The following is a 21,364-nucleotide window of genomic DNA, read 5'->3' as shown; positions in this document are numbered from 1 at the left end:
GTCACCCCGCCAGCGTGGCCGTGAAGCTCCTGCCGTACGCGTGGTGGGTGTTCACCTCGACGCGGGTACCGCCGGGGACCCGGCTCACCCGGACCTGCGGGTCCGCGGTGACCTCGCGCAGCCGGCGGCCGCGCAGCAGGAGCGTGACGGTGTCCCTGCCCATGGTCGGGTCGGACACGGCGACGGAGGTGGTCGCGCCGTGCCGGCCCCGCCTGCGCACGATCACCGAGGCGGGCCCGTCCACGCGCAGGCCCGCCGTCTCGTGCCGCCCCGGCGCGAAGGTGTTGGCCGCCGTCAGACCGAGCCCGGTGTGCGTGACGGCCTGCAGGCGCGGGGAGTTGGCGAGGACCTCGATCGGCCCGTGGCGGTAGGAGCGCAGCTGGGCCTCGCCCGCGTTCGGCACCAGCGCGTAGGCGAGGCGGCCGGGGCGTGCCCCCGCCGCCCCGTCGACCGTGACGCCGAGGACGGAACGGGTCACGGCGGTGTCGGGGTTGGCGGTGCGCACGGCCCGGCGGCTGCGGGTGACCAGCTCCTGGGTGACCCGCACCCGCGGGACGTCGAGGAAGACGTAGCCGACACCGGTGCCCTGCGTGGCGTTGGCGTAGCGCAGCCAGCGCAGCTCCGCGCTGCCCGGCCCCGTCCAGGGGCGGCCGTCGCGGAGCACGCCGGTGAGCGAGGTCCGGTCGCCGGGGGCGGCGGTGCGGGCGTCGACGGTCGTGGTGACGGCGCGCCCCGCGCCGTCACCGACGTCCGCGGCGAGGACCACGATCTCGTCGTCGAGCAGGAACCACGACTTGGTGGACGTCGCGTTCCGGTACACGACGAAGTCGTCGGGCAGCAGGCGCCGGTCGTGGTACGCCGCGTCGCTGGACTGCACCGCGCAGGCCGCGCCGTACGCGCCGAGGACGGCCCCGCCGGAGTGGCGGTTCGTGCCGCGCGGGAAGTAGACGTACGTGTTCTGCGACTCCGACGACGAGGTGAAGTGCAGCGGGTGGCCGGGGTTGTCGTAGAAGGGCTTGCCGTACAACTCCGGTACGGTGCGGCGCTGTTCGACCGGGGCGGTGACGCCCGCGAGGCCGTACGGCGAGACGGTGGTGTAGTAGTCGACGCCGTACGCCTGCGTCTGGTCCTGGCCGGAGAGGTAGAGGTAGTAGGCGCCGTCTCCCTGGAACCACGGCATGAGGTTCTCGCCGCTCATGTACTCGTACTTGCTGATCCGCTCCGAGCTGCGGGCGAGCGCGAAGGCATAACCGGGCCTGCGGTGGACGGTCTTGTCCATGGCGTTGAACGCGACGCTGCGCGCGGCGGGGTTGAGGTCGGCGGGCTCCACGGCGGCGTCGGCGACGATGTCGGCGTAGCGCACGACGCTGACCGGGGAGACGAAGCGGGCCGGGTCGGGTGCGGTGCGCGAGGTGGCCCTGACGTGCTTCACATAGCTCTTCAGGGCGGTGGCGTCGGCGCCCCGCGCGAGCGAGGAGAGGTCGACGACCGCCTCGACGACCACCGCCACGTCGGTGTAGCCGGAGTCCGTGCGCGACACCGCTCGGCCCTTGACGATCTCCATCATCCAGCCCTCGAAGATCAGCGGGGCGAAGCCGTCCCTGACCCAGCCGTACACGGTCGGCACCAGCTCCTCGCCGTGGGCGAAGCCCGTGCCGTCGAGGATCTTCAGGGTCTGCACGACACGGGTCAGCAGGCCCTTTCCGTACGAGCCGGTGTACGCGACGGAGGCGTGCTGGATGAAGGAGCCGTCCGCGTAATGGCCGTCCGTGACGCCGTGGTCGAGGTGGTACGGGTCGATGGTGACGAAGACCGTCAGCTGGTCGGTGAGGGCCTTGCGGATCCGGGCCTCGCCCCCGTCGTCCAGGAGGGCGCCCTGCAGGATGCGGTTGGTGGTGATGTCGGCGAGGTTGGCGCCGGTGTGGAAGCGCGAGTCGAGGTCCACGTCGCCGCCGGTGCCGTTGCGGAGGTAGGCGTCCATGGAGGCGACGTAGGTGCGGATCAACTCCGGTCTGTACGCCCGCACTTCGTCGGCCAGCAGCACGAGCGCCCTGCTGATGTGCTGCGACATGCCTATCTCCCAGTGGAACCAGTTGCCGTAGTAGCCCTTCGACTGGTCGCCGTAGTACCGCTCGTGCAGCCGGACCAGACCGTCGATCACGCGGCGCCGCACGGCCGTGTTCCCGTACAGGTCGGAAGGGGTTCCGGGGGCGCGGGTGGCGAGGGCGATCTCGTAGAGCCTGCGGTAGGCGGTGTTGAGGTTGGTCTCGTCGGCGCCGAGCGCCAGGCCCGCGAAGAGCTCGCCCTCGGCCGCGTCGTCCATGGCCTTCAGGTTCGCCCGCGCCGCCTTGTCGATCGCGGCGAGCTTCGCGGCCGTCTCGGGGCGCGCGTTGGACGCCTCGGTCCCGGCGAAGACGGCGACGGTGTTGGCGAGCAGCCGGGCACGGTCGGCCGCGACCCGGGCCGCGTCCGCGCGGCCGACGGGGATCACCGCCAGGAGTCCGGCGGCAGACAGGGCGGACAGCAGGCGTCTGCGCGTGATCTCCATGACGACCTCCCCTTGCGAAGCGGCGTTCCGGCGGCCGGAGTCAAGCAGAAGCCCCCACCGGCGACAAGGGTTCCCACTCGATACCGTCCCCACCTGATCTTGGTGCGATTCAGCGGGCACCGATCCGGCGATGCACGGGGGAAGGGGGGCGCCATGCCCGAGAAGGGCTCACCGCGCCCTGCTCGACTGCACCCTGTCGTGGGGCGACACCGAGGACGCCCGGGAGCCGGACGCGCAGGCACGGGTCCGGGCCGAATCCGTACCGACCCGCACCTCCCCGCCCGTCCAAGCCGTGCCCGAAGAGTCCAACAACTCCCGCTCCGAAACAATTGTGGGGCGCCGCCCCGGCGCGGTCTGATGGACGCATGGACCTCCCCCGCCACGAGGACGTATCCCCCGGCACCGGAAGCCTCCCGCCCCGATCCTGGTACGCAGCGTCGGACGCCGCCGCTCTCTCGCTGAACGGCAGGTGGCGCTTCCGCCTCTGCCCCACCTCGGACTCCGAGGACACCTCCTTCGCGTCCGGCGTGTACGACGCCGATTCCTGGCCCGAGATCGCCGTGCCGGGCCACTGGGTGCTCCAGGGACACGGCGCGCCCCAGTACACGAACCAGCTCTACCCGTTCCCGCTCGACCCGCCGCGCGTGCCCACCGAGAACCCCACCGGCGACCATCTGCGCACCTTCGACCTCCCCTCGTCCTGGCCCGGCGGCGGCGACAGCGTGCTCCGCTTCGACGGCGTCGAGTCCTTCGCCCGCGTCTGGCTCAACGGCACGGAGCTCGGCGAGTTCAAGGGCTCCCGCCTCGCCCACGAGTTCGCGGTCGGCCCGCTCCTTCGCCCCGAGGGCAACGTCCTCGCGGTCCGCGTCCACCAGTGGTCGTCCGGCTCGTACCTGGAGGACCAGGACCAGTGGTGGCTGCCGGGCATCTTCCGCGACGTGACACTGCTGCACCGGCCCGAGGGCTGCGCGGGCGACTTCTTCGTCCACGCCTCGTACGACCACCGCACGGGCACGGGCGCGCTGCGGGTGGACTCGGACGTCCAAGGGCGCGTCACCGTGGGCGAGTTGGGGATCGACGTCACGACGGGCGAGCAGATCACCGTGCCCGTCGAGCCATGGACCGCCGAGACCCCGCGGCTCTACGACGGCGTGCTCGCCACGGCGGGCGAGCGGATCCCGCTGCGCGTGGGCTTCCGCACGGTCGCCGTCGAGGACGGCCTCATCAAGGTCAACGGCCGCCCGATCCTGCTCCGGGGCGTCAACCGCCACGAGTTCCACCCGGAGACGGGCCGCGCCGTCGGCCTCGACACCATGCGCGCCGACGTGCTGCTGATGAAGCGTCACAACATCAACGCGGTGCGCACCAGCCACTATCCGCCGCACCCCGCCTTCCTCGACCTGTGCGACGAGCTCGGCCTGTGGGTGATCGACGAGTGCGACCTGGAGACCCACGGCTTCACGGCGGTCGGCTGGCGCGGCAACCCGGTCGACGACGACCGCTGGACGCCCGCCCTCCTGGACCGCGCGGCCCGCATGGTCGAGCGCGACAAGAACCATCCGTCGGTCGTCTTCTGGTCGCTCGGCAACGAATGCGGGACGGGGCGCGGCCTGACCGCCATGGCCGAGTGGATCCGCGCGCGGGACGACAGCCGCCTGCTGCACTACGAGGGCGACAGGTCCTGCGAGGACACCGACGTCTACTCGCGGATGTACGCCGACCACGCCGAGGTCGAGCGCATCGGCCGGGGCACCGACGAGGGACCGGAGCGGCGCGCCCGCCTCCCCTTCGTCCTGTGCGAGTACGCCCACGCCATGGGCAACGGCCCCGGCGGCCTGAGCGAGTACCAGCGGCTCTTCGAGACCTACGAGCGGCTCCAGGGCGGCTTCGTCTGGGAGTGGATCGACCACGGCATGGCGCACCCGGCGTACGGATACGCGTACGGCGGCGACTTCGGTGAGGAGCTCCACGACGGGAACTTCGTCTGCGACGGGCTGCTCCTGCCCGACCGGACGCCGTCCCCCGGCCTCGTCGAGTTCAAGAAGGTGATCGAGCCGGTCCGCATCGAGGGCGACGGCCGCGCGGGGACCGTGCGCATCACCAACCTGCACGACTTCGCGGACCTCTCCCACCTGGCCTTCACCTGGTCGTACGAGGTGGACGGCGAGAGCGTGGCCGACGGCGTCCTGCCCGTGCCCCCGGTCGCGCCCGGCGAGCAGGTAGAGGTGAAGCTGCCGCCCGCGCCGACGCGGGGCCGGGACGCGGAGACGCAGTGGACGGTGCGGGCCCGGCTCGCCGACGACACGGCGTGGGCGGATCGCGGCCATGTGGTCGCGTGGGCCCAACTGCCCGTCGAGGTCGGCACGATCCTGCCCGTGCCGGGGGGTGTGGCCCCGGTGCGCGAGCGGCGGCGGATCGTGCTCGGCCCCGCCGCCTTCGACGCCCGCGGAACGCTGCTCTCCTTCGGCGGCCTGGAGATCAGGGATCTTCGCCTGGACGTGTGGCGTGCGCCCACCGACAACGACAACGGCATGCCCTGGCGCCCCGAGCCGTCGGTGGCCGCGCGCTGGCGCAAGCTGGGCCTGGACCGCGTGCACCACCGCCTCGACGCCGTGGAGCTCGGCGACGACTCCTTGACCGTACGCACCCGGGTGGCGCCGGCGGCGACCGATCTGGGCCTGCGCGTGGCCTACCGCTGGCGGTCCGACGGGATCCGGCTCGCGCTGACGGTGGACGTCGAACCGGAGGGCGAGTGGACGGTGCCGCTGCCCCGCGTCGGCGTCCGCTTCGGGCTGCCCGGCGCGTCCGGGTCCGTGCGGTGGTTCGGCGGCGGACCCGGCGAGGCCTACCCCGACACCGCGGCGGCCTCGATGACCGGCGTGTGGGAGTCCGACGTGGACGCGCTGCAGACCCCGTACGTGCGCCCGCAGGAGAACGGCGCCCGCCCGGACGTCCGCTGGGTGGAGGTGGGCGGCCTGCGGATCGCGGGCGACCACGACGGCGCGTTCACCGCGCGCCGCTGGACCACCGAACAGCTCGACGCCGCCCGGCACCGCACCGAACTCGTGCCCGGTGACACGGTCTGGGTCAACCTCGACGCGGGCCTGCACGGCATCGGCTCGCAGTCGTGCGGCCCCGGTGTGCTCCCCGCGTACGAACTGGCCGCGCGCCACGAGCGCTTCGGGTACCTGTTCTCCCTGACCGGGCGGAGCTGAACCCGGGGAACCAGGACCACACCTGACTCTGTCTCCTTCTCATGGACATCGGACATCATGGGTGCGGCCGTCCGTCGACTCCCTCGCGTCACCAGTGTCATGTGTCATATGGGTAAGTGGAGTTCATGCATACAGCACACGTGCGCGGCGGCGCAGACCCCGCAGGACCGCCCGCGCCGCCCGAGCCGCCGGCCGGACCGCCGTCCGGGCGGCTCGTGGCATGGCTCGGCAGATTCGGGCCGATCGCCGTGGGATACGCCGTGTTCCAGGCCCTGGTGGGGCTGCTGCCCGACAGCCTCTTCGGGGACACCGCCCGCTACTCGCTCGCCGTGGTCAGCGGCCTCGGCACGGGACTCTCCGTCTGGCTCGCGGGCGCCCTGATGCGGGCCAGGGGCGCGGCGGACGGCGAGCCCGCCGTCGCCCTCGACGGCGTGCCCGCGCCGCGCGGCGGGCGCACGGCCGCGGCGGAGGACGGGGCGACGGGCGGACCCGGACCGCTGCCGGGCCTCTCGGCCGCCTCGTACGCCACGCTCACCGAGCGCCTGACCGTCTTCGACGATCCGCTGCGGGGCCGTCTCAGCGGCTGGCCGCACGCCCTCGACGAGGAGGCGCAGCCGGTGCGGCCGACGGCGACCGGAACCGCGTACGGACTGCACGTCGTGCTCGAACTGGGCGTGCCCGACGGCCGGTTGCGCGCCACCGACCTGGTCGAGACGCTGTGGCGGCTGCGACTTCCCGACGGCGGCTGGGCGGCGCGCTCCCAAGGGGCCGTGCCGCGCCCCGAGGTGACCGCGCTGGTGCTCGGCGCGCTCGCGCGGGCCGGTGCCGACCCCGTGCGGCTCGCGGAGGAGGCCGCACAGTGCGCCGACCGCTTCCGCCGTGAACTGGAGCCCGCGGGACTGGAGATGACGCACGTCGTCACCACGGTGCTGCGCGGACTGCTGCGCGCGGCCCCGTACTCGCCCGCCCTGCCGCGACTGCGCGAGGTGCTCGTCGACGGCGCCGTCACCGACCCCGCGCGTGCGCACCGCCGCTGCTGGGGCGCCAGGCTCGCGCCGCTCGGCGGCCGGCCCGTGGCGCCGTCGCCCGTGCACACCGCGCAGGCCGTCGTCGCCCTGGACCGGGCGGCGCGCGTGCTCGGCGAGGACGCGAACGCCCAGGCCACCCGCCAGGACGGCATCCGCTGGCTGCTGTCCTGCCCGGGACCCGCGCACGACGGCTGCGAGGACCTGGAGAGCAGCCACGAGACGGTGCGCCGCCCGCACCCGGTGGACGCCTCGCGCCACGAGGTGCTCTCCGTACGGCACTTCGCGGCGGCCTGGGTGCTGCGGGCCCTGCTCACCGAGGGCGCCCGGCGGACCGCGGCGGACGATGGCCTGGAAACGGCCTGGCAGGAGCTGGTCTCGGGCGCGGCCGCCGCGGTCTGGCGCCGGCAGGACGGCGGGATCTGGACATGGGACGGTGACGATCTCGCCCACCCGATGTGGATGACCTATCAAGGTCTTTCGGCGCTGCGGGCACATGCCGTATGGATGTATCAGCCGGGTATCTGAACCCCCGGCTCGGCGCGCGTGCGCGGGAACGGGGGAGAGTGCCGTGGGTGGTCCGCACGTCCATGTCGCCAGGCGGCTCCTGGAAGAGGCCCTCGACGGGTCCACGGGGGACGAACTGGTGCGGGCCGCCCGCACGGTGATCGCCGAACTGGGCGCTCCGGAGCGCCTGTTGCCGCTCGTCCGCGAACTGGCGCAGGGCCTCGGCGACCCCTCGGGGTGCGCGCGGCTCTCGTACCGCCACATCCTCGGCTTCGACAAGCTGCTGCTGATCGACGGCGGGCCGCGGCACATGCTGCGCGCCCACATCTGGCACCCGGGCGCGCACACGCGCGAGGACGTCCACAACCACCGCTCGCCGCTCGCCTCGTACGTGGTGCGGGGCGCGCTCGGCATGGAGCTGTACGAAGCGGAGGACCCGGAGACCGGTGGCGGCGTCGTCGCGCCCTGGTACCGCGAGTCCCTGGCGGGCGACGAGGGCGACTGGCTCCTCGAACCTGCGGGCCGGGCACGGCTGCGGCTGACCCAGACGGCCCAGTACGCGGCGGGCGGCGGCTACGCCCTGCCTCCGCACGTCCTGCACCGCGCGTGGTGCGCCTCGCGGGGGCCGACGGTCACGCTGTTCCTGGAGACGGGCTCGGGGCGGCGGCACTACACGGACGTGTTCACCACCGCGTCCGTGGCGGAGGCCGACGCCTCGGCGGTGGCGAAGAAGCCGATGGAGGTGGCGGACTACCTGGCCGAGCTGAACGGCCTTGCGGAGCTGCTCGGTTGACGGCGGGCCGGATGCCCCCGGATCGGGCCGGATGCCCCCGGATCAGCGGAAGGCCTGGCGGACGATCTCGCGGTTGTAGTCGTCGATGTCCACCGAGTCGAGGTCGCCGGGGGCGAGCCAGCGGTGGGCCTGGTCGGGCAGCGGCAGCGCCACGTCGAAGGTGAGCGGCCTGACGAGGAAGTTGTCCTGCCAGTTCTTCACCTCGTGGCCGTGGAAGGTGCTGACGAAGGAGGACTCGCCGACCTTGCGCAGCACTTGGCCGAGCAGTCCGGTCTCCTCCTTGAGCTCCCTCAGCACACCGTCCCGCGGACTCTCACCCGGTTCGAGCTTCCCGCACGGAACACCCCACACCCGCGGCAGGAACCGCTCGGTCTCGCTGCGCCGCACGAGCAGGACGCGGCCTCGATGGGCCACGACGGCCGCCGCGAGCCGGATGTCGCCGGGATAGTCCATGCTTTCCACCGTAGCGGGGAACGCGGGGTCCGGACAGTCGTGCAGGTGGTGTCCGATTCGTTCAAGACCCCTCGCGCGCCCCGCGCCTACGCTCGCGCACATGAACAGCACACCCACGCCACGCTTCGACCTGATCGGCCTCGTCGTCTCCGACATGGCCGCCTCCCTCGCCTTCTACCGCAGGATCGGACTGGAGTTCCCCGAGGGGTCCGAGAGCGCGCCGCACGCCGAGGCCGCCCTGCCCGGCGGCCTGCGCCTCGCCCTCGACACGGAGGAGACCATCCGCTCCTTCCACCCCGGCTGGCGGCCGCCCGCCTCCGCGGGGCGCATCGGACTCGCCTTCCACTGCACGACGCCCGAGGGCGTCGACGCGTCCTACGAGGACCTGGTGGGCGCCGGGTACGGGAGCGGACTCAAGCCGTTCGACGCGCCCTGGGGGCAGCGGTACGCCGTCGTGCTCGACCCGGACGGCAACGGCGTCGACCTCTTCGCGCCGCTGGGGAACGCCCACTAGGGACCGCCCGCTAGGGGTGGCCGCCGAGCAGCGTGCCGAGCGGCACCCCCGTCAACTCCTTGACGTCGCGGGCGAGATGAGCCTGGTCGGCGAAGCCCGCGACGGCCGCCGTGTCCGCGTACGACAGGCCTTCGCGGGCCAGCGCGAGCGCCCGCTGCAGGCGAAGGACCCGAGCCAGCGTCTTGGGCCCGTACCCGAAGGCGGGCAGCGAACGGCGGTGCAGCAGACGGGTGTTGACGCCCGCGTCCGCCGCGGTCCGCGCGATGGAGTGACCCGCGCCCAGGGACGCGACGATGTGGGCGAGGAGCCGGTCGGGCGGCTCGGCGCCCGCGGCGCGCTCCACGGCGACGGCCTCCAGGGCGGCCGTCGGGTCGGCCGCACCGTCCACCCGCTCGGTGAGGCGGCGCGCCTCGGCTCCGCCCCACAGGTCGGCCAACTCCACGCGCCGGTCCCGCAGTTCGTGGGCCGGGACGCCGAGGAAGGACGGGGCGGTGCCGGGGTGGAAGCGGATGCCGACGTAGCGGCTTTCGGGGCCCGTGACCTGGGGGACGTACGCATGGGTGTCCGGGCCCGCGACGAAGAGCCGGCCCTCGGTCCACAGCAGGTCCATGCAGCCGTCGGGCAGCACGGGGCGGGAGTCGCCGGGGGCGCCCGTGGCCACGCGGGTCCACACGACCGCGCCGGTCAGCCGGGACGGCCGCTCCCGGTAGTCGCCGGGCGCGACGCTCTTTGTGGCCACGGGACCCAGGCTACGCCGCGCGCGTGCGGTGCTCCTGCGGGCTGACCCCGTAGACCCGCTTGAAGGCGCTGGACAGGGCGAACGCGCTGCCGTACCCGACGCGGGCGGCTATCGAGGCGATCGTCAGGCCGGTGTCGCGCAGCAGGTCCGCGGCGAGCGCGAGCCGCCAGTTCGTCAGGTACGTCATCGGGGGCTCCCCCACGAGCTCGGCGAACCGCCGGGCCAGCGCGGCCCGCGAGACGCCCGACTTCGCGGCGAGGTCCGCGATCGTCCAGGGGTGCGCGGGGTCGTCCTGGAGCAGGCGCAGGGCGCGGCCGACGACGGGGTCGCCGAGCGCGCCGTACCAGGCGGGGGCCGCCGCCTCCGGGCGGGAGAACCAGGCGCGCAACGCGGCGATCAGGAGCAGGTCGAGGAGCCGGTCGAGGACGACGTCCTGGCCCGGCTCGTCCTTGCTGATCTCGTCGGCGAGCAGCGGGGTGAGGGGGCAGTCCCACACCTCGGTGGGCAGCACGAGCAGCGGCGGCAGCGCGTCCAGGAGGCGTCCGGTGATCTCACCGCGCATCTGGTAGGTGCCGATCAGCATCTCCACCGAGCTCGTCGGCGACTCGCCCCAGGCACGCGGGCCCAGGTCGCGGTAGCGGGCCACGGGGGCGCCGTCCAGGGGCACGCAGCGCTCGCCGGGCCGGATCTCGGCGAAGGGCGCGGTGGTGGCCTCGCCGGCGCAGGTGTAGTGGTCGGGGCCGCGGGCGATGGCGAGGTCGCCGGGGCGGATGCGCTGGGCGGGGCCGCCGTCCTCGGGGACGATCCAGCCGGTGCCGCGCACCATGACCATGACCGACAGAGGCGCCTCGTCCGCGATGCGGACCGACCAGGGCGGGTCGAACAGCGCACGGATCATGAAGGCTCCCCGCGCGCGGGGGCCCTCGAGCAGACCTGCGAGTACGTCCATGGCGGCAGCGTAGACGCACGCGCATGCGCGTGAGCTTCTGGACGATGGTCCGCCGCGGCACCGGGCAGTTGACTGAACGCATGACGACGGACAAGAAGAACGAGACGAACACGACGGTACTGGTGACGGGCGCGACCGGCCGGGTGGGCCGCAGGGTCGTGGAGTCCGCCGAGGCAGCGGGGCTCACCGTGCGGGCGGCCTCGCGGTCCGGCGCGGTGCGGTTCGACTGGGCGGACCGGTCGACCTGGGCGGACGCCCTGCGGGGCGCCGACGCGGCACACCTCGCCTACCTGCCGGACGTCGGGGCTCCCGGCGCGGCCGATGCGGTGGGCGCGTTCGCGCGGCTCGCGGTCGAACTCGGCGTACGGCGGCTGACGCTGCTGTCGGCGCGGGGCGAGGAGCAGGCGCACGCGACGGAGCGGGCCGTGCGGGAGTCGGGCGCGGTGTGGACGGTCGTGCGGGCCGCGTGGTTCGCGCAGAACCTCAGCGAGGGGCCGCTCCTGGACGGGATGCGGGGCGGGGAGCTGGTGTTCCCCGCCGGGGAGGTCCTCGAACCGTTCGTCGACACGCGGGACGTCGCGGACGTGGTCGTCGCCGCGCTCACCGACGACACCGCCCGTTTCGCGGGCCGCACCCTCGACCTCACCGGGCCCCGCCTGCTCTCCTTCCGTGAGGCGGTGGCGGAGGTCGCGGCGGCCGTGGGGCGGGAGATCGCGTACGTGCCCGTGTCCGCGCGGGAGTACGGGGTGGCGCTGGCGGAGTTCGGGGTGCCGGAGGAGGAGGTGGGGTTCCTGATCGAGCTGTTCGAGACGAACCTGGACGGCCGCAATGCCCGTCTCTCGGACGGGGTCCAGCAGGCCCTCGGCCGGGCGCCCCGTGACTTCGCGGACTTCGTCCGGGAGTGCGCGGAGGCGGGCGTCTGGAAGGCGTGAACTCTCCCCGACCCCGCCCCTTCCCGAAACCGGGGGCGAAGCCCCCGGGCCCCCTCCGTGGCTCGCCCCCCGGGGCTCCGCCCCAGACCCCGCTCCTCAAACGCCGGAGGGGCTGAGAGATTTCGGGGCCACAGGTCTCCTGAGCCCGTCCGGCGATTGAGGACGAACTCGGCGAAGCCGGTGATGTACGGCGCCCCCTACTCCGGAGGAGGATTCGTGCCGTTCTTCTTCGCGTGCGTCCGCAACCGTGATGTCACGTCGTCCGGCGGGAGGAAGCGGGACCAGCGTTCGGGGAACTCCGAGGGCATTTCGGGGTCCTCGGGGTCCGTGACCGCCTCGCGCGCGGCGGCCGCGCGGGCGACCACCTCCGCGGCCTGCGCCTCCCTTATGCGGTCGTTGGCGGCGCGCGCCGCGGCCGTGGCGACGGACGGCCAGACCCGGTCGATCGCCGCGTTGACCGCGGCGCCGACCAGGACGGCGAAGGCCGACACGCCGATCCACAGCAACACGGCGACCGGGGCCGCCAGCGAGCCGTAGATCGTGGGGCCCTCCACCGTGCTGGTCAGGTAGATGCGGAGCAGGAAGCTGCCGAGCACCCACATGGCCAGCGCGATCAGCGCGCCCGGCATGTCCTCGACCCACGGCGAACGCACCGGCACGGACACGTGGTACAGCGTCGTCAGGAAGACGACGGAGAGGATGACGACGACCGGCCAGTAGAGGATCTGGACGACCGTCGTCGAGCCCGGCAGGAGATTCACCACCGCGTCGGGCCCCGCCACCATCAGCGGCAGCGCCACCGAACCGATCAGCAGCGCCACGATGAACAGGCCGAAGGCGAGGATCCGCGTCTTGACGATGCCGCGCACGCCGTCGAGGCCGTACATCACGGTGATGGTGTCGATGAAGACGTTCACCGCGCGGGAGCCCGACCACAGCGCGAAGAGGAAGCCGATGGAGATGACGTCGGGCCGGCTGACCCGCAGCACGTCGTCCAGTATCGGTTCCGCGATCTGGTGGACGCCCCGGTCGGACAGGACCGTGCGGGACGCCTCCAGGATGTTGTTCTGCACGCTGGCGATGGTGTCCGCGCCGGTCCAGCGGTCGACGTACGCGAGCAGCCCGATGAGGCTCAGGAGCAGCGGCGGCACGGACAGGAGCGTGAAGAACGCCGCCTCGGCCGCGAGCCCCAGGATGCGGTACTCAATGCATGAGTTGACGGTGTCCTTGAGCAGCAGCCAGGCGGTCCTGCGCTTGGAGACGTTCCGGTAGAGAGCGCGGGCCCGGTTCCAGCGGCCAGAGGGCCGCCCGGGTGTTTCTTTTGCCTGGTGCACCTCCTTACCGTAGCGGCATGGCAGCCAGCACCCACACAGTGACCAACCAGGCTCCGCCCCTGGTGGGATATGACGTATTCGCGTCCGACCGGGCCCTTGTGGAGGGCGTCGAGCGGCACCTGGACCCGGCGCTCCTGGATTCCGCCCGCGAGGAGCTCTCCCTGCTCGGCCGCACCGCTGGTTCCGCCCAGGCGCAGAGGTGGGGAGCGCTCGCCAACGAGAATCCTCCCGTTCTGCGGACACATGACCGCTATGGGAACCGGATCGACGAGGTCGACTTCCATCCGTCCTGGCACCGGCTGCTCGGCAAGGCGGTCTCCGCGGGGCTGACGGCGGCCTGGTCGCGGCCGGGCGGGCATGTGCGGCGGGCGGCGGGGTTCCTGGTGTGGACGCAGACCGAGGGCGGGCACGGCTGCCCGGTGTCGATGACGCACGCGGCGGTGCCCGCGCTGCGCGCCGATCCCGCGCTGGCCGCCGAGTGGGAGCCGCGTCTGACGTCGACCGTGTACGACGAGGGGCTGCGTCCGGCGTCGCAGAAGGCGGGCGTCCTCTTCGGGATGGGCATGACGGAGAAGCAGGGCGGCAGCGACGTACGGGCCAACACCACGCGCGCGCGGGCCCTCGCGGAGGAGGGGACGTACGAGCTGACGGGGCACAAGTGGTTCTGCTCGGCGCCGATGTCGGACGCCTTCCTGGTGCTGGCGCAGGCCGAGCGGGGGCTGACCTGCTTCCTGGTGCCGCGCGTCCTGGAGGACGGCTCGCGCAACGTCTTCGCCGTCCAGCGGCTCAAGGACAAGCTGGGCAACAGGTCCAACGCGTCGAGCGAGGTCGAGTTCGACGGGACGTGGGCGCGCCGGGTCGGGGAGGAGGGGCGCGGGGTGCGCACCATCATCGAGATGGTGGCGGCGACCCGGCTCGACTGCGTGATCGGTTCGGCGGCGCTGATGCGGCAGGCCGTCGCGCAGGCGGTGCACCACGCCACGTACCGGGAGGCGTTCGGCGGCAAGCTCGTCGACAAGCCGCTCATGCGCAACGTCCTCGCGGACATGGCCCTGGAGTCGGAGGCGGCCACGACGCTGGCGATGCGGCTCGCGGCGGCGTACGACGACGGGGGCGAGCAGGAGCGGGCGTTCCTGCGGCTCGCGGTGCCGGCCGCGAAGTACTGGGTGACCAAGCGGTGCACACCGCTGGCGGGCGAGGCCCTGGAGTGCCTGGGCGGCAACGGCTACGTCGAGGAGTCGGGCATGCCGCGGCTGCTGCGCGAGGCGCCGCTCAACTCCATCTGGGAGGGCTCGGGAAATGTCCAGGCCCTCGATGTGCTGAGGGCGCTGCAGCGCGAGCCGACGGCCCTGAACGCGTTCCTGCGGGAGGTCGGGGAGGCGCGCGGCGCCGACCACCGTCTGGACGGGGCGATCAAGGGCCTGCTGACCGAACTGGCCGACCTGGACGGCATCGAGGGCCGGGCGCGGCGCCTGGTGGAGCGCATGGCGCTGGTGCTCCAGGGGTCGCTGCTCGTGCGGCACGCGCCGCCGGAGGTCGCCGACGCGTTCTGCGGCTCGCGGCTCGGCGGTGACTGGGGCGCGGCGTTCGGCACGCTGCCGCACAGCCTCGATCTGGCGTCCGTGGTGGAACGGGCGGCCCCGGGGGTCTAGCGACCGGAGCTGACACGGGGGTGGTGCTGCGCCGACACGGCACCACCCCCGTCTCTCAGGCCCCTTGAGGAGCATGAACACCGCACGGGCGGCGTTGTGACCAGATTCGGGCACCGCACAGTCGTTCGCCAGAGTTGCATGAGGTTGCAACCCGCCGCGGCCTCCCCCTGATTCATCGCCGATGCCTCACCCGGGGAAGCCCTCAGAGGGCACGATGAATACATGCCCCTACGCACTGGTCTGGCCGGAAAGGACCCAGTGGTGATGAACTCCCCTTCGACGATCGATCTCGCGCGCATATCCGCCATGGATCTCGCGCACGCCGCGCGCCTCTTGAAGGGGGTGCGCGACGCGACGCTGTCAGGGCAGCGGCCGCGCGTCCTGCCGCGGCCCGTGATCGGCGACTCCTGGGGGCGGATGATCCTCGGCGGGGTCGACCCCGACCACGACTTCCGGTCCCGGCTCCTGAACGAGGAGGAGTTGGAGCAGCGCCGCCGCACGTCGCAGCTCCTGGAGATCCTGCCCGTCCTGCGCAACGCCCTGGTGTCGGTGGCGGACGCCGCGCAGCACATCATGGTCGTCTGCGACCCGGACGGTCGCGTGCTGTGGCGCGAGGGCAGCTCCGGGGTGCTGCGCAAGGCGGACTCGCTCGGCTTCGAGCTGGGCGCGGACTGGAGCGAGGGCGTCGTCGGCACGAACGGCATAGGGACCCCGCTGGTGGTGCGCCGCCCCGTGCAGGTCTTCTCCGCCGAGCACTTCGTGCAGACCCACCACCCCTGGACGTGTACGGGCGCTCCGGTCACCGATCCGCGCGACGGCAGCCTGCTCGGCGTGGTCGACGTCAGCGGCCCGCTGCAGACCATGCATCCGGCGACGCTCGCCCTGGTCGACTCGGTGGCCAAGCTCGCCGAGGCCCGGCTGCGGGAGCGGCACACCACCTCCCTCGACCGGCTGCGTGCGGTGGCGGCGCCGATCCTGTCCCGCCTGGACGGCCGGGCGATCGCGGTGGACACGCACGGCTGGACCGCCGCGGTGACGGGCATGCCCCCCGAGGACCGCTTCGCCCTCCCCAAGTCCTTCGGGCCGGGCCGCACTTGGCTGCCGACGCTCGGCTCCTGCCGGGTGGAGCCGCTGCCCGGCGGCTGGCTGCTCCGCCTGGAGAGCCCGGGCGACACCCCCGAACCGGTCGCCGCAACCCGGCTCGTCCTGGACGTCAGCGGCCCGCGCCGGTGGACGCTCGCGGTGCTCGGCGGCGCGCGCGACTGGACCCATGAACTGACCCCGCGCCACGCCGAGTTGCTCTACCTGCTCGCCACGCACCGCACGGGGCGCACCGCTTCGGGCCTGGCCGAGGACATGTTCGGGGACCCGGCGCGCACGGTGACGGTGCGTGCCGAACTCTCGCGCGTACGACGCTACTTGGGCGGTCTGCTCGCCCACCGCCCCTACCGCTTCCGCGAGGAGGTCGACGTGGAGGTGGTCCTGCCGGAGCGCCCCGCGGACCTCCTGCCGCACTCGACCGCGCCGGCCATACGGAAGGCGAGGAGCGTGGCGGAGCCATGAGCCTTCGCCCTCCCCCGCCCGATCCCGACGGCCGGGATCCCGGCCTCGCCCCGGATCCCGGAGCGTGATTCGCTGGGCCCCATGAGCATCACTGTCACCACCTGGTCCCTGGAGCAGACGTCTCCCACCGACCTGCTCCCGGCCGCCGCGCCCGACGGCGACGTGCGGATCGTGCGCGCCGAAGTGCCCTCGCCCGAGTTCAGCCGGTTCCTGTACGCGTCCGTGGGCGGGGACATCCGCTGGACCGACCGGCTCACCCTCACCCATGCCGAGTGGCAGAAGCTCCTGGAGCGGCCGGGCGTGGAGACCTGGGTCGCCTACGAGAACGGCACGCCCGCCGGGTACGTGGAGCTGGCGGCCCGGGGCGAGAAGGGCGACGGGGCGGAGGGCGTCGTGGAGATCGTCTACTTCGGGCTGATCCCCGCCTTCCGGGGGCGCCGCATCGGCGGCCACCTCCTCTCGTACGCCACCGCCCGCGCCTGGGACCTGGCCGAGCGGTGGCCGGGACTCGCGCCGACCGAGCGGGTGTGGCTGCACACCTGCTCCAAGGACGGCGAGCACGCCATGGACAACTACCAGCGGCGCGGCTTCAAGCTCTTCGACACGAAGGTCGAGCAGGAGCCGGACGCCGCGGCCCCCGGCCCCTGGCCGGGGGCGTACCGCGCCTGACCCGCCAGGCCCCGCCCACCCGACCCGGCCCACGGGTCGCCCGCGAGTGACCCACGACACCCTTGTCCACGATCCGGGACAAGGGTGTCCACATTTTGGATAATGCTGGACTGGGCCGAAAGTCCCGTGACACGCTTCCGGCATGGATCGCACTGGAATCGCCTTGGTGAGTCGACGTCACGTCGACCTCGGCCGCATGTCCAGCGCCATGTGTCCGGCTTGCTGATCGACTCAGCACCGCCGCACATCTGATCCCCGATCGCTCTCGATCCTCCCTGAACCCTCCCTGCGCAGCGCCGCGCGCACATTTCCGCATGTGCCCATACCCGCAGGTCAGAGCCGCATTTCCCGCTGCCCGAAGGACGTACACCCATGCCCACCACTCCAGAGAAGCCCGCCCCAGCCACGCCCCGCCGCAAGGCGAGCCGTCACCGCGGCGAGGGCCAGTGGGCCGTGGGTCACTTCACGCCGCTCAACGGGAACGAGCAGTTCAAGAAGGACGACGACGGTCTCAATGTGCGGACACGCATTGAGACGATCTACTCGAAGCGCGGATTCGACTCGATCGACCCGAACGACCTGCGCGGGCGGATGCGCTGGTGGGGCCTCTACACCCAGCGCAAGCCCGGGATCGACGGCGGCAAGACCGCGATCCTGGAGCCGGAGGAGCTGGACGACGAGTACTTCATGCTCCGGGTCCGGATCGACGGCGGGCGCCTGACCACCGAGCAGCTGCGGGTCATCGGCGAGGTCTCCCAGGAGTTCGCGCGCGGCACCGCCGACCTCACCGACCGGCAGAACATCCAGTACCACTGGATCCGCATCGAGGACGTCCCCGAGATCTGGCGGCGCCTGGAGGCCGTGGGGCTCTCCACGACCGAGGCCTGCGGTGACACGCCCCGCGTGATCCTCGGCTCGCCGGTCGCGGGGATCGCCGAGAACGAGATCATCGACGGCTCCCCCGCCATCGACGAGATACAGCGCCGCTTCATCGGCAACCCCGACTTCTCGAACCTGCCGCGCAAGTTCAAGTCCGCGATCTCCGGCTCGCCGCAGCTCGACGTGGCGCACGAGATCAACGACATCGCCTTCGTCGGCGTCCACCACCCCGAGCACGGCCCCGGCTTCGACCTGTGGGTCGGCGGCGGCCTCTCCACCAACCCCAAGCTCGGTGTGCGCCTTGGCACATGGGTCTCCCTGGAGGACGTCCCCGACGTGTTCGGCGGCGTCATCGGCATCTTCCGCGACTACGGCTACCGCCGGCTGCGCAACCGCGCCCGCCTGAAGTTCCTCGTCGCCGACTGGGGCCCGGAGAAGTTCCGGCAGGTCCTGGAGGACGAGTACCTGGGGCGGCGGCTCACCGACGGGCCCGCGCCCGAGCAGCCCAGCGGCACCTGGCGCGACCACCTCGGCGTGCACAAGCAGAAGGACGGGCGCTTTTACGTCGGCTTCGCGCCCCGCGTCGGCCGGGTGGACGGCACCACCCTCACGAAGATCGCCGAGGTCGCCGAGGCGCACGGCTCGGGCCGCCTGCGCACCACCGCCGAGCAGAAGATGATCGTGCTCGACGTCGAGCGGGAGCAGGTCGACTCGCTCGTCTCCGCCCTGGAGGCCCTCGACCTCAGGGTCAACGCCTCGCCCTTCCGGCGCGGCACCATGGCCTGCACCGGCATCGAGTTCTGCAAGCTCGCCATCGTCGAGACCAAGGCGCGCGGCGCCTCGCTCATCGACGAACTGGAGCGCCGCATCCCGGAGTTCGACCAGCCGATCACCATCAACATCAACGGCTGCCCGAACGCCTGCGCCCGCATCCAGGTCGCCGACATCGGCCTCAAGGGCCAGCTGGTCCTGGACGACGAGGGCAACCAGGTCGAGGGCTACCAGGTGCACCTGGGCGGCGCGCTCGGCCTGGACGCCGGGTTCGGCCGCAAGGTGCGCGGCCTGAAGGTCACCGCGGCCGAGCTGCCCGACTACGTCGAGCGGGTCCTCAAGCGCTTCCAGGAGGGCCGCAAGGACGGCGAGCGGTTCGCCACCTGGGCCGCGCGCGCACCCGAGGAGGCCCTCAAGTGAGCGAGCGTGCCGCCCCCTTCCACTGCCCCTACTGCGGCGACGAGGACCTGCGCCCGAACGAGACCGGGCACGGCGCCTGGGAATGCGCGGCGTGCAATCGAGCCTTCCAGCTGACGTTCCTCGGGCTGCTGTCCCGGGGTGTTCGGCACACCAGCGGTGGAGGGGAAGAGATATGACGACGGCTCAGACTCACGAGCGGCGCACGAACGACGAGTTGAAGGCGCTCGCCGAGCAGGCGGGGCGTGACCTGGAGGACGCCTCCGCGCTGGAGATCCTCCGGTGGGCGGTCTCCACGTTCGGCGCCGGGTTCTGCGTGACCTCCTCGATGGAGGACGCGGTCGTCGCCCATCTCGCCTCGCGGACCCTGCCCGGTGTGGACGTCGTGTTCCTGGACACCGGCTACCACTTCCCGGAGACCATCGGCACCCGCGACGCCGTCGAGGCCGTGATGGACGTCAACGTCATCACCTTGACGCCGCGTCGGACCGTGGCCGAGCAGGACGCCGAGTACGGCCCGAAGCTGCACGACCGCGACCCCGACCTGTGCTGCAGGCTGCGCAAGGTGCAGCCGCTGGAGGACGGCCTGGCGGGCTACGCGGCGTGGGCCACCGGGCTACGCCGCGACGAGTCGCCGACCCGCGCGAACACCCCGGTCGTCGGCTGGGACGAGAAGCGGCAGAAGGTCAAGGTCTCGCCGATCGCCCGCTGGACGCAGGACGACGTGGACGCGTACGTCGCCGAGCACGGCGTCCTGACCAATCCGCTCCTGATGGACGGCTACGGCTCGGTGGGCTGCGCGCCCTGCACCCGCCGGCTCCTGGAGGGCGAGGACGCGCGCGCGGGACGCTGGGCGGGGAACAACAAGACCGAGTGCGGAATCCACTGATGCCCGCGCCACAGATTCAGCCACCGACCCGGGAGAACCACGTGACGACCGGAGCCACCGTCTGGCTCACCGGCCTGCCCAGCGCCGGCAAGACCACCATCGCGTACGAACTGGCGGGCCGCCTGCGCGAGGAGGGCCGCCGCGTCGAGGTCCTCGACGGCGACGAGATCCGCGAGTTCCTCTCGGCGGGCCTCGGCTTCAGCCGCGCGGACCGGGACACCAACGTGCAGCGGATCGGCTTCGTCGCCGAACTCCTCGCGCGCAACGGCGTGTTGGCCCTGGTCCCGGTGATCGCCCCGTTCGCGGACAGCCGCGAGGCGGTCCGCAAGCGCCACCAGGCGGGCGGCACCGCGTACGTCGAGGTGCACGTCGCGACGCCGGTCGAGGTCTGCTCCGTACGCGATGTGAAGGGTCTGTACGCCAAGCAGGCGGCGGGCGAGATATCCGGGCTCACCGGGGTCGACGACCCCTACGAGGCACCGGACTCCCCCGATCTGCGCATCGAGTCGCAGGACCAGACCGTGCAGGAGTCCGCGGCGGCGCTGCACGCGCTGCTCACCGAGAGGGGTCTCGCATGACCACCGTCGCCACAGTGAACGACGAGGGCACCGACAGCCCCTACGCGCTCAGCCACCTGGACGCCCTGGAGTCCGAGGCGGTGCACATCTTCCGCGAGGTGGCGGGCGAGTTCGAGCGGCCGGTGATCCTGTTCTCCGGCGGCAAGGACTCCATCGTCATGCTGCACCTGGCGCTGAAGGCGTTCGCCCCGGCGTCGATCCCCTTCTCGCTGCTCCACGTCGACACCGGGCACAACTTCCCCGAGGTCATCGAGTACCGCGACCGCGTGGTCGCCGAGCACGGACTGCGGCTGCACGTCGCCTCCGTGCAGGAGTACATCGACGCGGGCAAGCTCCGCGAGCGGCCGGACGGGACGCGCAATCCGCTGCAGACCGTGCCGCTCACCGAGAAGATCCAGAGCGAGAGGTTCGACGCGGTCTTCGGCGGCGGGCGCCGTGACGAGGAGAAGGCCCGCGCCAAGGAGCGGGTGTTCTCGCTGCGCGACGAGTTCTCGCAGTGGGACCCGCGCCGCCAGCGCCCCGAGCTGTGGCAGCTCTACAACGGCCGGCACGCGCCCGGCGAGCACGTCCGCGTCTTCCCGCTCTCCAACTGGACCGAGCTGGACGTGTGGCAGTACATCGCCCGCGAGGAGATCGAGCTCCCGCAGATCTACTTCGCGCACGAGCGGGACGTCTTCAAGCGCTCCGGGATGTGGCTGACCGCGGGCGACTGGGGCGGCCCCAAGGAGGGCGAGGAGGTCGTCAGGCGGCTGATCCGCTACCGCACGGTGGGCGACATGTCCTGCACCGGCGCCGTCGACTCGGACGCGACGACGCTGGACGCCGTCATCGCCGAGATCGCCGCGTCCCGCCTCACCGAGCGCGGGGCGACGCGGGCGGACGACAAGCTCTCCGAGGCCGCGATGGAAGACCGCAAGCGCGAGGGGTACTTCTAACC

Annotated in this window: 19 protein-coding genes; 14 read left to right on the top strand and 5 right to left on the bottom strand. The window is 72.6% G+C overall.

From position 1 onward, the window contains the following. Position 1 precedes the first annotated feature (1 nt). Positions 2–2,548, bottom strand: coding sequence for a polysaccharide lyase family 8 super-sandwich domain-containing protein (locus ACZ4D5_RS29990; RefSeq protein ID WP_467775563.1), 2,547 nt, complete (start codon positions 2,546–2,548; stop codon positions 2–4). 365 nt (positions 2,549–2,913) lie between these two features. Here ACZ4D5_RS29990 and ACZ4D5_RS29985 point away from each other — a divergent pair, with 365 nt between their 5' ends. The 3 genes from ACZ4D5_RS29985 to ACZ4D5_RS29975 all read left to right on the top strand — a co-directional run bounded on the left by ACZ4D5_RS29985 (position 2,914) and on the right by ACZ4D5_RS29975 (position 8,088). Further along, positions 2,914–5,763, top strand: coding sequence for a glycoside hydrolase family 2 TIM barrel-domain containing protein (locus ACZ4D5_RS29985; RefSeq protein WP_467775562.1), 2,850 nt, complete (start codon positions 2,914–2,916; stop codon positions 5,761–5,763). Between the two features lie 125 nt (positions 5,764–5,888). After that, complete coding sequence (locus tag ACZ4D5_RS29980) at positions 5,889–7,316, top strand: hypothetical protein (RefSeq protein WP_467775561.1); 1,428 nt, start codon at positions 5,889–5,891, stop codon at positions 7,314–7,316. A 43-nt stretch (positions 7,317–7,359) separates the two neighbouring features. Further along, a complete protein-coding gene (locus tag ACZ4D5_RS29975; RefSeq protein WP_467775560.1) occupies positions 7,360–8,088 on the top strand; it encodes a hypothetical protein in 729 nt (242 codons plus the stop codon). A 42-nt stretch (positions 8,089–8,130) separates the two neighbouring features. Here the strand turns inward: ACZ4D5_RS29975 and ACZ4D5_RS29970 are convergent, their stop codons facing one another. Next, positions 8,131–8,541, bottom strand: a complete 411-nt coding sequence (locus tag ACZ4D5_RS29970) for an NUDIX hydrolase (protein WP_467775559.1) — start codon at positions 8,539–8,541, stop codon at positions 8,131–8,133. Between the two features lie 100 nt (positions 8,542–8,641). Here ACZ4D5_RS29970 and ACZ4D5_RS29965 point away from each other — a divergent pair, with 100 nt between their 5' ends. Next, the gene (locus tag ACZ4D5_RS29965; RefSeq protein WP_467775558.1) at positions 8,642–9,055 is read left to right on the top strand and encodes a VOC family protein; all 414 of its coding nucleotides are present in this window, start codon (positions 8,642–8,644) and stop codon (positions 9,053–9,055) included. Positions 9,056–9,065: 10 nt separating this feature from the next. Here the strand turns inward: ACZ4D5_RS29965 and ACZ4D5_RS29960 are convergent, their stop codons facing one another. Both ACZ4D5_RS29960 and ACZ4D5_RS29955 read right to left on the bottom strand, forming a co-directional pair. Then, on the bottom strand, positions 9,066–9,794 hold the full coding sequence (locus ACZ4D5_RS29960) for a DUF6597 domain-containing transcriptional factor (protein WP_467775557.1): 729 nt from the start codon (positions 9,792–9,794) through the stop codon (positions 9,066–9,068). A 10-nt stretch (positions 9,795–9,804) separates the two neighbouring features. After that, positions 9,805–10,743 (bottom strand): AraC family transcriptional regulator, encoded by a 939-nt coding sequence (locus ACZ4D5_RS29955; protein WP_467775556.1) that lies wholly within the window; start codon positions 10,741–10,743, stop codon positions 9,805–9,807. A gap of 80 nt (positions 10,744–10,823) precedes the next feature. On the opposite strand from ACZ4D5_RS29955, the gene ACZ4D5_RS29950 reads away from it, so the two are divergent. Further along, complete coding sequence (locus ACZ4D5_RS29950; protein ID WP_467775692.1) at positions 10,824–11,675, top strand: NAD(P)H-binding protein; 852 nt, start codon at positions 10,824–10,826, stop codon at positions 11,673–11,675. 197 nt (positions 11,676–11,872) lie between these two features. Here the strand turns inward: ACZ4D5_RS29950 and ACZ4D5_RS29945 are convergent, their stop codons facing one another. Next, on the bottom strand, positions 11,873–13,009 hold the full coding sequence (locus ACZ4D5_RS29945) for a YihY/virulence factor BrkB family protein (protein ID WP_467775555.1): 1,137 nt from the start codon (positions 13,007–13,009) through the stop codon (positions 11,873–11,875). Positions 13,010–13,026: 17 nt separating this feature from the next. Here ACZ4D5_RS29945 and ACZ4D5_RS29940 point away from each other — a divergent pair, with 17 nt between their 5' ends. The 9 genes from ACZ4D5_RS29940 to cysD all read left to right on the top strand — a co-directional run bounded on the left by ACZ4D5_RS29940 (position 13,027) and on the right by cysD (position 21,362). After that, complete coding sequence (locus ACZ4D5_RS29940; RefSeq protein WP_467775554.1) at positions 13,027–14,661, top strand: acyl-CoA dehydrogenase family protein; 1,635 nt, start codon at positions 13,027–13,029, stop codon at positions 14,659–14,661. A gap of 264 nt (positions 14,662–14,925) precedes the next feature. Further along, on the top strand, positions 14,926–16,224 hold the full coding sequence (locus tag ACZ4D5_RS29935; protein WP_467775553.1) for a GAF domain-containing protein: 1,299 nt from the start codon (positions 14,926–14,928) through the stop codon (positions 16,222–16,224). An 81-nt stretch (positions 16,225–16,305) separates the two neighbouring features. Continuing rightward, positions 16,306–16,893 (top strand): GNAT family N-acetyltransferase, encoded by a 588-nt coding sequence (locus ACZ4D5_RS29930; RefSeq protein ID WP_467775552.1) that lies wholly within the window; start codon positions 16,306–16,308, stop codon positions 16,891–16,893. A 142-nt stretch (positions 16,894–17,035) separates the two neighbouring features. After that, a complete protein-coding gene (locus ACZ4D5_RS29925; RefSeq protein ID WP_320591900.1) occupies positions 17,036–17,119 on the top strand; it encodes a putative leader peptide in 84 nt (27 codons plus the stop codon). 146 nt (positions 17,120–17,265) lie between these two features. Then, positions 17,266–18,963 carry a nitrite/sulfite reductase gene (locus ACZ4D5_RS29920; RefSeq protein ID WP_467775551.1) on the top strand — a complete coding sequence of 566 codons (1,698 nt, stop codon included), beginning with the start codon at positions 17,266–17,268 and terminating at the stop codon, positions 18,961–18,963. Continuing rightward, complete coding sequence (locus ACZ4D5_RS29915) at positions 18,960–19,139, top strand: hypothetical protein (RefSeq protein ID WP_467775550.1); 180 nt, start codon at positions 18,960–18,962, stop codon at positions 19,137–19,139. Before ACZ4D5_RS29920 ends, ACZ4D5_RS29915 begins: the two co-directional genes overlap by 4 nt. Beyond that, a complete protein-coding gene (locus tag ACZ4D5_RS29910) occupies positions 19,136–19,849 on the top strand; it encodes a phosphoadenylyl-sulfate reductase (protein ID WP_467775549.1) in 714 nt (237 codons plus the stop codon). Before ACZ4D5_RS29915 ends, ACZ4D5_RS29910 begins: the two co-directional genes overlap by 4 nt. Beyond that, positions 19,849–20,427, top strand: a complete 579-nt coding sequence (gene cysC, locus ACZ4D5_RS29905) for an adenylyl-sulfate kinase (protein ID WP_467775548.1) — start codon at positions 19,849–19,851, stop codon at positions 20,425–20,427. The genes ACZ4D5_RS29910 and cysC overlap by 1 nt, the downstream gene beginning before the upstream one ends. Further along, the gene (gene cysD / locus ACZ4D5_RS29900; protein WP_467775547.1) at positions 20,424–21,362 is read left to right on the top strand and encodes a sulfate adenylyltransferase subunit CysD; all 939 of its coding nucleotides are present in this window, start codon (positions 20,424–20,426) and stop codon (positions 21,360–21,362) included. The genes cysC and cysD overlap by 4 nt, the downstream gene beginning before the upstream one ends. Positions 21,363–21,364: the final 2 nt, after the last annotated feature.

This window comes from Streptomyces sp. NPDC025651, from assembly GCF_055558735.1.
Note: the sequence above shows the minus strand (reverse complement) of the source record. Positions and strands in the feature narration are given on the sequence as shown.

What these genes read in the sequence shown, in the direction of transcription:
- ACZ4D5_RS29990 (WP_467775563.1), bottom strand. Translation starts at nt 2,548, where the DNA reads ATGGAGATCACGCGCAGACGCCTGCTGTCCGCCCTGTCTGCCGCCGGA.
- ACZ4D5_RS29985 (WP_467775562.1), top strand. Translation starts at nt 2,914, where the DNA reads ATGGACCTCCCCCGCCACGAGGACGTATCCCCCGGCACCGGAAGCCTC.
- ACZ4D5_RS29980 (WP_467775561.1), top strand. Translation starts at nt 5,889, where the DNA reads ATGCATACAGCACACGTGCGCGGCGGCGCAGACCCCGCAGGACCGCCC.
- ACZ4D5_RS29970 (WP_467775559.1), bottom strand. Translation starts at nt 8,541, where the DNA reads ATGGACTATCCCGGCGACATCCGGCTCGCGGCGGCCGTCGTGGCCCAT.
- ACZ4D5_RS29965 (WP_467775558.1), top strand. Translation starts at nt 8,642, where the DNA reads ATGAACAGCACACCCACGCCACGCTTCGACCTGATCGGCCTCGTCGTC.
- ACZ4D5_RS29955 (WP_467775556.1), bottom strand. Translation starts at nt 10,743, where the DNA reads ATGGACGTACTCGCAGGTCTGCTCGAGGGCCCCCGCGCGCGGGGAGCC.
- ACZ4D5_RS29950 (WP_467775692.1), top strand. Translation starts at nt 10,824, where the DNA reads ATGACGACGGACAAGAAGAACGAGACGAACACGACGGTACTGGTGACG.
- ACZ4D5_RS29940 (WP_467775554.1), top strand. Translation starts at nt 13,027, where the DNA reads ATGGCAGCCAGCACCCACACAGTGACCAACCAGGCTCCGCCCCTGGTG.
- ACZ4D5_RS29935 (WP_467775553.1), top strand. Translation starts at nt 14,926, where the DNA reads ATGAACTCCCCTTCGACGATCGATCTCGCGCGCATATCCGCCATGGAT.
- ACZ4D5_RS29930 (WP_467775552.1), top strand. Translation starts at nt 16,306, where the DNA reads ATGAGCATCACTGTCACCACCTGGTCCCTGGAGCAGACGTCTCCCACC.
- ACZ4D5_RS29925 (WP_320591900.1), top strand. Translation starts at nt 17,036, where the DNA reads ATGGATCGCACTGGAATCGCCTTGGTGAGTCGACGTCACGTCGACCTC.
- ACZ4D5_RS29920 (WP_467775551.1), top strand. Translation starts at nt 17,266, where the DNA reads ATGCCCACCACTCCAGAGAAGCCCGCCCCAGCCACGCCCCGCCGCAAG.
- ACZ4D5_RS29910 (WP_467775549.1), top strand. Translation starts at nt 19,136, where the DNA reads ATGACGACGGCTCAGACTCACGAGCGGCGCACGAACGACGAGTTGAAG.
- cysC (WP_467775548.1), top strand. Translation starts at nt 19,849, where the DNA reads ATGCCCGCGCCACAGATTCAGCCACCGACCCGGGAGAACCACGTGACG.
- cysD (WP_467775547.1), top strand. Translation starts at nt 20,424, where the DNA reads ATGACCACCGTCGCCACAGTGAACGACGAGGGCACCGACAGCCCCTAC.